Annotated in this window: 1 protein-coding gene; it reads right to left on the bottom strand. The window is 56.1% G+C overall.

Annotation, left to right across the window (positions count from 1 at the left end; genetic code table 11):
- A partial coding sequence (locus tag HX884_RS26910; protein ID WP_178329074.1) for a transposase occupies positions 1-287 on the bottom strand: 287 nt, incomplete at both ends.

The following is a 287-nucleotide window of genomic DNA, read 5'->3' as shown; positions in this document are numbered from 1 at the left end:
CTGACGTATCATTTGGTCCACCCGAAACAGGTTGGCCAGGGTGAATAACATCGCCAGTTGGTTATCGTTTTTCAGCAGCCCCTTGTATCTGGCTTTCACGAAGCCGAACTGCCGCTTGATGATGCGAAACGGGTGCTCCACCCTGGCACGGATGCTGGCTTTCATGTATTCGATGTTGATGGCCGTTTTGTTCTTGCGCGGATGCTGCTTCAAGGTTTTTACCCTGCCGGGACGCTCGGCGATCAGCCAGTCCACATCCACCTCGGCCAGCTCCTCGCGCTGTGGCG

This window comes from Enterobacter sp. SECR19-1250, from assembly GCF_013391025.1.
In the GTDB taxonomy this organism is placed as follows: Bacteria; Pseudomonadota; Gammaproteobacteria; order Enterobacterales; family Enterobacteriaceae; genus Enterobacter; species Enterobacter cloacae.
The sequence above is the reverse complement of the archived record's forward strand: the minus strand, read 5'-3'. Positions and strand labels throughout refer to the sequence as shown.